Below are 8202 nucleotides of genomic sequence, written 5' to 3'. Positions count from 1 at the left end.
GGGGCGTGGGGGACGTCAGCGGCGTCGCGGACGTCGGAGCCGTCGCGGACGTCAGCGACATCGCAGACGTCGGCGGCAGCCGGCTCATCGGGGGCGTCGGAGACCTCGGACGGCGCGTCAGGAAGGTCCGCAGGGCCGGGGGCCTCCGACTGCCGTGCGGTGCGTGCGCTGCGCAGCGCGGCGCGGGCGATGTCCCCGGGGCGCGACGGACGCGACAGGGGAGACGGGGGCGACAGGGGCGACGGGGTGGACTCCCCCGGCTTCCGGCCCGGGGCGGCGCCCTCCCGATCCCCGTCCGGGGCCGACGGCCTTGACGCCGACCGGGGCGGAGCCGCCGCACCGCGGTCCCCGTCCGCGCCCGGCGACCCACCTCGCCCGCGTGCCTCCCGCAGGGCGCGGCGGGCCTCGTCGGCGGGCCGGGGAGTCATGACGGCCTCCGCAGGGACACGAGGTCGGACAGCTCACGGGCGGTCAGTTCGGTGAGGGCCGACTCCCCGGAGCCGAGGATCGCGTCGGCCAGGGCCCGCTTGGACCGGAGCATCTCGGCGATGCGGTCCTCGACCGTGCCCTCGGTGATGAGCCGGTGGACCTGGACCGGCTGGGTCTGCCCGATGCGGTAGGCACGGTCGGTGGCCTGTTCCTCCACCGCCGGGTTCCACCAGCGGTCGACGTGCACGACGTGGCCGGCGCGGGTGAGGTTGAGGCCGGTCCCGGCGGCCTTCAGGGAGAGCACCAGCACGGGGGTCGCGCCGCTCTGGAACCGGTCCACCATGCGCTCGCGCTCCGGCACCGGAGTGCCCCCGTGCAGCAGGTCGACCGGGACCGCGCGGGCGGTCAGGTGCGCGGTGACGAGGCGGGCCATACCGACGTACTGCGTGAAGACCAGCGCCGAGCCGTCCTCCGCGAGCACCGTGTCCAACAGCTCGTCCAGCAGGGCGAGTTTGCCCGAGCGGGCGGTCATCCGGTCGGCGCCGCCCGGCGGGTGCTCCTCCTTGAGGAACAGCGCGGGGTGGTCGCAGATCTGCTTCAGCGAGGTCAGCAGCTTGAGGACGAGACCGCGGCGGCCCATGCCCTCGGCCTCCTCGATGGCGAGCATGGACTCGCGCACCACCGCCTCGTACAGTGCGGCCTGCTCGCGGGTGAGCGGGACCGGGTGGTCCGTCTCAGTCTTCGGCGGCAGCTCGGGAACGATGCCCGGGTCGGATTTCCTGCGGCGCAGCAGGAACGGGCGGATCAGCCGGGCGAGTCGCTCCACCGCCTGGTCGTCCTCGCCGTTCTCCACCGCGCGCGCGTGCCGGGCGCGGAAGGACTTCAGGGGGCCGAGCAGCCCGGGGGTGGTCCAGTCGAGCAGGGCCCACAGCTCGGAGAGGTTGTTCTCCACGGGCGTGCCGGTCAGCGCCACCCGCGCCGGGGACGGGATGGTGCGCAGGGCCTTGGCGGTCGCCGAGTAGGGGTTCTTGACGTGCTGGGCCTCGTCCGCGACGACCAGGCCCCAGGGCTGCTCGGCCAGGGTCGTGGCGGTGGTCCGCATGGTGCCGTAGGTGGTGAGGACGAATCCGCCGGTCAGGTCGTCGAGGGTGCGGTCGGTGCCGTGGAAGCGGCGGACCGGGACGCCGGGCGCGAACCGCTCGATCTCCCGCTGCCAGTTGCCCAGCAGGGAGGCCGGGCAGACCACCAGCGTCGGTTCGGTCCTCGCCCGCCGCAGGTGCAGGGCGATGACGGTGACCGTCTTGCCGAGGCCCATGTCGTCGGCGAGGCAGCCGCCGAGTCCCAGCGAGGTCATGAGGTCGAGCCAGGCGAGACCGCGCAGCTGGTAGTCGCGCAGGGTGGCGTGCAGGCCGGGCGGCGGTTCGGCGGGGCGCACGCCTGCCGTGAGCCGGTCGCGCAGGGCGGCCAGCGCGCCGACGGGCACCACGTCGACCGTCTCGCCGTCGGCCTCAGCGCTGCCGGTGAGGGCGACGGACAGGGCGTCGACCGGGTCGAGCAGCCCGAGATCGCGCTTGCGGGCCCGGCGGACGAGCGCCGGGTCGACCAGCACCCACCGGTCACGGAGCCGGACGACCGGACGGTGTGCCTCCGCGAGGGCGTCCATCTCGGCCTCGGTGAGCGGGTCGCCGCCGATCGCGAGCTGCCAGCGGAACTGGAGCAGGTCCTCGCTCTCGAAGAAGCCCGTGCCGTCGGTCGCCGAACCGGGCGCGGTCCTGATCACCGCGGTCGCGGTGAGGTCCTGGGCGAGGTCGCGCGGCCAGTGCACGGCGACCCCGGCGGCGGCGAGCCGGGTGGCCGCCACCCCGAGCAGGTCGGTGACCTCCCCCTCGGACAGGGCGAGCACATCGGGCACGTCCTGCTCGGTGAGCCGGTCCAGCGGCGGCCAGACCCGGGCGGCGCGCCGCACCGCCAGCGCGGTGTCCACGCGCGCGCGGGCGCCGAAGGCGGCGTCGGCCGTCCCCGACCAGAGGTCCGCGGCGTCGGCGACGAGCGTGGGGTCGGCGAGGCTGTGCACCTGGACGACGGCCGCTCCGGCGTTGCGCACGCCGCCGTCGCCGTCTCCCCCGCTCCCCGGGGCGCCCTCCTCGTCCCGGTCGAACAGGTCGTACGCCGACAGGTCCAGGCGGAGCGAGATCCGTACGCCCGCGTCCATGCCGGCGGCGACCTCCGCGGCCCAGTCGTGTGCGTCGGGCAGGTGCTGGGCCGCGCGTGCGGCGAACGGCCGGCCCGTGGCGTGCGGAGCGGCGGGGGTGCGGGGCAGGGTGTCGGCGACCGCGTCCAGGAACGTGCGGACCAGCGCCTCCGGTTCCGGCAGCCGGATCGGTCCCGGGCCGTCGAGCGGGACCGCGTGGCCCTCCGGGGGCAGGGCCGCGGCCACGGACCGCAGGTGCGCGATGTCGTCGGGGTCGAGCGGTCCGGCCCGCCAGGCGTCGTGTCCGGTCGCGGTCAGCCCGGGCAGCAGCCGGCCCCGTGCGGTCAGCCGCAGGGCGTGCAGGGCCGCCGCCCCCCAGCAGGCGGTGGCCGGGTGGGCGGCCGGGTCGTGCCGGGCCCGCACCAGCAGCGGCAGCGCCTCGGCGAGCGGCAGCGACAGCGCGGGCGCGGTCCCGCGCCGCACTCCGGCGCCGTGCCGCCGTACGACGGTCAGCTCCGTCGGCCCGTCGGGCCGGTCACCGTCCGGGTCCTCGGCGACCGGGCCGCCGTCGGGGTCCCAGAAGGCGATCCGTCCCTCGCGCGGGAGCGGCGCGGGCAGGAAGACCGCCGCCAGCCGGGCGGGCACGGCCGCGGTCGGCGACCCGGCCCGCCTCGCCTCCGTCAAGGCCACGTCACTCATACGTCCTGTCACCTCCCGCCCGTCGGACCGATCAGATGTCTTCGACTCTACGGGCGGGGTCTGACAATCGGCCCCGACGCCCTGCCGCCGGGGCTGCTGGACCGCCGGACCCTACGGAACGGTGTGCGAGACGACGTACACCATCGGGTAGTCCGGGTTCTCCATGTTCACGACGACGTCCTGGGTCGGCGCCGGGTCCTCCTGCTCGTTGACGACTCCCCACCAGGAGCCGGACCCGCCGAACTCCCAGCCGGTGACCCGCTGGGCGCGGTCGCTGATCGCGATCCGGTCCTTCTTCAGCGCGTCGCGGTCGACGCCCAGCCCCGCCAGGAAGACGTCGAGGCCGGCCGCGGTGGTCTCGAACTGGACGTAGAGGCGGCTGGTCTTCCAGTTGTTCGTCTCGTAGTAGGCGACCTCTTCGGAGGGGACCGGGACGGGCACCTCGTAGATGCGGCGCTGCAGCTTCGAGGGCCAGCCCTCGGTCATGCCGGTCGCCGCGTACTTCGCCTCCTTGTCCCGGCCGCTGTCGCGGCTCTGGCTGGCGGAGATCGCGAGGTAGCCGGCCGGGACGCCGATGAGCAGCACGATGGTGATCAGGGTGAGCGCGCGCCGGCGGATCATGTGCCGGCGGCCCTCGGCCGCGGGGCCGGGCGCCTCCGGGGGGCCGGGCTGCTGGGGCAGGGATTCCGTCACAGTGCCTCCCGGGACGTGCGGCGGGCCTCGGCGTACCGCTCGTAGCGCTCGTACCGCTCGACGCGGCGCCGCTTGGCCCGGCGGAACCGGCGGGCGACCAGCCGGGCCAGGTCGGCGGCGCCCACCATACCGGCCTCGGGGCCGAGCTGGGCGCGGACGATGCGGGCCTCGGGGCGGTAGCCGCGGCCGGTGAGCTGGCGCTTGAAGGCGTCGCGGGCGGGGCCGATCAGCAGGTCGTCGGCGGCGCTGACCCCGCCGCCGATGACGAAGCAGGACGGGTCGAGGGCCGCGGCGAGGTTGGCGATGCCGACGCCGAGCCACTGTCCGATGTCCTGGAGCAGTTCGACGCACATGGCGTCGCCCTCGCGGGCCAGCTCGGTGATCATCGGCCCGCTGATGTCGCCGATGGAGCCCTTGACGTGCTCGAGGATGCCGTACGCCACCGGCGAGTCGGCGGCGGCCAGCTCGCGGGCCTCTCTGACCAGGGCGTTGCCCGAGCTGTACTGCTCCCAGCAGCCGCGGTTGCCGCACGGGCAGCGATGGCCGCCGGGCACGACCTGCATGTGGCCGAACTCTCCGGCGACGCCGTACTTGCCGCGCTTGACCTGGCCGTCCTCCAGGATCGCGCCGCCGATGCCGGTGCCGAGCGTGATCATGACGAGGTGGTCCTCGCCGCGGCCGGCGCCGAAGCGCCACTCGGCCCAGGCGGCGGTGTTGGCGTCGTTGTCCACCAGCACGGGGACCGCGAGGCGGCCGGCGATGCGGTCGCGCAGCGGTTCGTTGCGCCAGGACAGGTGGGGGGCGAACAGCACGCGGTTGCGGTCGGCGTCGACCCAGCCGGCCGCGCCGATGCCGACGGCGTGCACGTCGTGCCGGTCGGAGAGGTCCAGGACCAGCTCGACGATCGTGTCCTCGACGACCTTCGGGCTCTTGGACTTGTCCGGGGTCTCCGTGCGGAGCTTCTCCAGGATGTTGCCGTCGGCGTCGACCACGCCCGCCATGACCTTCGTGCCGCCGATGTCGATGCCGACCGTGGGCACGCGGGGTGCCGTGAGGTGCGAGCGGCGTTCCCTGGTGCCCACGGTGCGCAGGACCGGGGCGCGGCGGGAGCCGATGGGGGCGGTGAAGTCGCGGTAGGTGCTCATCGGGTGCGATTGTGCCGCACGGCTCCGCCGGGTGCCGAATGGGCGGGGGGTGCGTGGAGAGGTTCGTCGCCGGGTGCGGGTGCGTCGTGGCTGGTCGCGCCCACGCGGCGGAGCCGCACATGACACAGCCCCGCGCCCCTAAGAGGGGCGTTGCAGTTCGTGGCGTAGATCATCGAGCTCGTTTCCGCCTGCCATCTGCCTCGTCAGCTCGTCCAGGGTGATGTCCTCCCGCTCGTGGTTGCCCACCATCGTGCCCCGTTTCAGCAGGACGAACCGGTCGCCCACCAGGTATGCGTGGTGTGGGTTGTGGGTGATGAGCACGACGCCCAGGCCCTGGTCGCGTGCCGCCGCCACATATTTGAGGACCACACCGGACTGCTTCACCCCCAGTGCCGCCGTCGGTTCGTCGAGCACCAGGACCTTGGCGCCGAAGTACACCGCGCGGGCGATCGCCACACACTGGCGCTCGCCGCCGGAGAGGGTGCCGATGGGCTGGTCGACGTCGCGCAGGTCGATGCCCATGCGCAGCAGTTCCGCGTGGGTGGTGCGGCGCATGTGCTCGACGTCCATGCGCTTGAACGGGGCGACGCCCTTGCGCGGCTCGGAGCCGAGGAAGAAGTTGCGCCAGACCGGCATGAGGGGGACGACGGCGAGGTCCTGGTAGACGGTGGCGATGCCGCGGTCCAGGGCCTCGCGCGGGGAGGCGAGGCGGGTCTCCTCGCCGTCCAGGCTCAGCGTGCCGCCGTCGTGCTGGTGCAGGCCGGCGATGATCTTGATGAGGGTGGACTTGCCCGCGCCGTTGTCGCCCAGGACGCAGGTGATCTCCCCGGCGTGGACCTCCAGGGACACGCCTTCGAGGGCGCGTACGTTGCCGTAGTTCTTGCTGACGCCGGACAGCTCGACGAGCGCCGTACGGCCTTCGGTCTGCGTCACTTGGTGGCCTCCGCGCGCTTGCGGACCCAGGCGTTGAGCAGGGTCGCGAGGAGCAGCATCGCTCCGAGGAAGAACTTGAACCAGTCCGGGTTCCACTCGGCGAACACGATGCCCTTGCTGGTCATGCCGAAGATGAACGCGCCGACCGCCGAGCCGACCGCACTGCCGTAGCCGCCCGTGATCAGGCAGCCGCCGATGACGGCCGCGATGATGTAGATCAGCTCGTTGCCCACTCCTTCGCCGGACTGGACGACGTCGTAGGAGAAGAGCAGGTGCTGGCCCGAGATCCAGGCGCCGAGGCCCACGCCCATGTAGAGGCCGATCTTGGTCCTGGTGACCGGGACCCCGACCGCGCGGGCGGCGTCCTTGTTGCCGCCGACCGCGAAGATCCAGTTGCCGGCGCGGGTGCGCAGCAGGATCCAGCTGGCGACGGCGACCAGGGCGAGCCACCACAGGATGGTCACCTTGAAGCCGACGCCGCCGACGGTGATCGTGGCGGCGAAGACGTCGTGGGCGGAGGGGAAGCCCTCCATGTCGGCGATCGACTTGGTGGAGACGGTGCCGTCGATGAGCTTGGTGAAGCCCAGGTTCAGGCCGGTCAGCATCAGGAAGGTGCCCAGCGTGATGATGAAGCTGGGGAGTTTGGTGCGGGTGAGCATGAAGCCGTTGAAGGCGCCGATCGCCAGGGTCACCAGCAGCGACACGCCGACGCCGACCCAGACGTTGGCGGTCATCTGGTAGCTGAACATCGACGACACCAGCGCCGAGGAGGTGACCATGACACCCGCGGACAGGTCGAACTCGCCGCCGATCATCAGCAGCGCCACCGGGACGGCCATGATGCCGATGGTGGAGGCGGCGTAGAGCACCGTGCTGAGGCTGGAGGCGCGCAGGAAGCTGTCGGCGAAGAACGCGAAGAAGACGAAGACGGCGATCGCGCCGACGACGGAGCCCAGCTCGGGGCGGCCCATGAGCTTGCGCAGCGCCGAAGTGTGCAGGAGCCGTTCGTCGGCCTCCGTCACCTGCGTGGCGTTCATCGGGTGCCCCGCTTCGTGTAGTCGGCCAGGGCGGCGGCGTCGTCCTTGGTGATGATCTGCGGCCCGGTGAGCACCGGCCGGCCGCCGCCGAGGACGTCGGCGTTGTACTTGTACAGCCACAGCAGGTCGACGGCCTCGTAGCCCTGGAGGTACGGCTGCTGGTCGACGGCGAAGCCGAGGGTGCCGTCCGCGAGTCCGGCGGCCACCTTGGCGTTGAGGTCGAAGGTGTCGATCTCGGCCTTGCTGCCGGCGCCCTGCTTGGCCTTGACCGCGGTGTCGGCGTAGGGGGCGCCGAGGGTGACCACGGCGTCGACGGACTTGTCGGTCTGGAGCTTGGCCTCGATGGCGGACTGCACGTCCGGCATGCTGGTGCCGTTGACGTAGAGCCGCTGGACCTTGCCGTCGAAGGTCTTCTCGACGCCGTCGCAGCGCTGCTCGTGGCCGACGTTGCCCTGCTCGTGGAGCACGCAGATCGCCTGCTTGCGGCCCCGCTCGTTCAGCTCCTCGCCCACGGCCTCGCCCGCGATGGTCTCGTCCTGGCCGACGTGGGTGAGGGCGCCGAACTCCTTGGACTCCTCGGAGCCGGAGTTCACCGTGATCACCGGGATGCCCGCCTTGTGCGCGCGGGCGAGGGCGGACTTCATCGCGTCGGGCTTGGCGAGCGTGACGATGATGCCGTCGACCTTCTTGTCGATGGCCGCGTCCACCAGCTGGGCCTGCTGCTGCGCCTCGTCGTCGTGGGAGTACAGGAAGTTGATGTTGTCCTTGACGGCGGCCTGCTCGGCGCCGCTCTGGACGATGTCCCAGAAGGTGTCGCCGTCGCCCGAGTGGGTGATCATCGCGAAGGTCCAGCGGGGGGTGTTCACCGCCGCCCTGCCCTCGGCCGACGCGGCCTTGCGGGCGTCCTCGGCGCGCTTGCCGCCGGTGCTGCTGCAGCCGGCCAGGGACACCGACAGTGCCCCGGCCAGCGCGATGCCCACCCATGTCCGAAACCGTGCCACGAGGCCGTGCCCTTCTTGCTGTGCCGTGCTGTGCGTGCGGGGCCTGTCACAACCCCGGCCGGGTTCTGGAAGCC

General features: G+C 72.9%; 6 protein-coding genes. All 6 read right to left on the bottom strand.

Features of this window, described 5'->3' with window-relative positions; translation table 11 throughout:
- Nucleotides 1-424: 424 nt before the first annotated feature.
- The gene (locus K7854_RS33510) at nt 425-3319 is read right to left on the bottom strand and encodes an SCO1167/SCO6262 family helicase (protein ID WP_226030323.1); all 2895 of its coding nucleotides are present in this window, start codon (nt 3317-3319) and stop codon (nt 425-427) included.
- Between the two features lie 111 nt (nt 3320-3430).
- Entirely contained in the window at nt 3431-4012 is a 582-nt protein-coding gene (locus tag K7854_RS33505) for a sugar kinase (RefSeq protein ID WP_226030322.1), read from the bottom strand.
- The gene (locus K7854_RS33500; RefSeq protein ID WP_226030321.1) at nt 4009-5157 is read right to left on the bottom strand and encodes an ROK family glucokinase; all 1149 of its coding nucleotides are present in this window, start codon (nt 5155-5157) and stop codon (nt 4009-4011) included. The genes K7854_RS33505 and K7854_RS33500 overlap by 4 nt, the downstream gene beginning before the upstream one ends.
- Before the next feature lie 138 nt (nt 5158-5295).
- The gene (locus K7854_RS33495) at nt 5296-6090 is read right to left on the bottom strand and encodes an ATP-binding cassette domain-containing protein (protein WP_226030320.1); all 795 of its coding nucleotides are present in this window, start codon (nt 6088-6090) and stop codon (nt 5296-5298) included.
- The gene (locus K7854_RS33490; RefSeq protein WP_226030319.1) at nt 6087-7127 is read right to left on the bottom strand and encodes an ABC transporter permease; all 1041 of its coding nucleotides are present in this window, start codon (nt 7125-7127) and stop codon (nt 6087-6089) included. Before K7854_RS33490 ends, K7854_RS33495 begins: the two co-directional genes overlap by 4 nt.
- Nucleotides 7124-8128 carry a sugar ABC transporter substrate-binding protein gene (locus tag K7854_RS33485; RefSeq protein ID WP_226030318.1) on the bottom strand — a complete coding sequence of 335 codons (1005 nt, stop codon included), beginning with the start codon at nt 8126-8128 and terminating at the stop codon, nt 7124-7126. Before K7854_RS33485 ends, K7854_RS33490 begins: the two co-directional genes overlap by 4 nt.
- Nucleotides 8129-8202 lie beyond the last annotated feature (74 nt).

It is taken from the genome of Streptomyces hyderabadensis (genome assembly GCF_020404845.1).
In the GTDB taxonomy this organism is placed as follows: Bacteria; Actinomycetota; Actinomycetes; order Streptomycetales; family Streptomycetaceae; genus Streptomyces; species Streptomyces hyderabadensis.
This window is presented reverse-complemented; position numbering and strand designations above follow the sequence as displayed.

Bases quoted from the DNA above. Each gene is read 5' to 3' on its own strand.
- K7854_RS33510 (WP_226030323.1), bottom strand. From the start codon at position 3,319: ATGAGTGACGTGGCCTTGACGGAGGCGAGGCGGGCCGGGTCGCCGACC.
- K7854_RS33500 (WP_226030321.1), bottom strand. From the start codon at position 5,157: ATGAGCACCTACCGCGACTTCACCGCCCCCATCGGCTCCCGCCGCGCC.
- K7854_RS33490 (WP_226030319.1), bottom strand. From the start codon at position 7,127: ATGAACGCCACGCAGGTGACGGAGGCCGACGAACGGCTCCTGCACACT.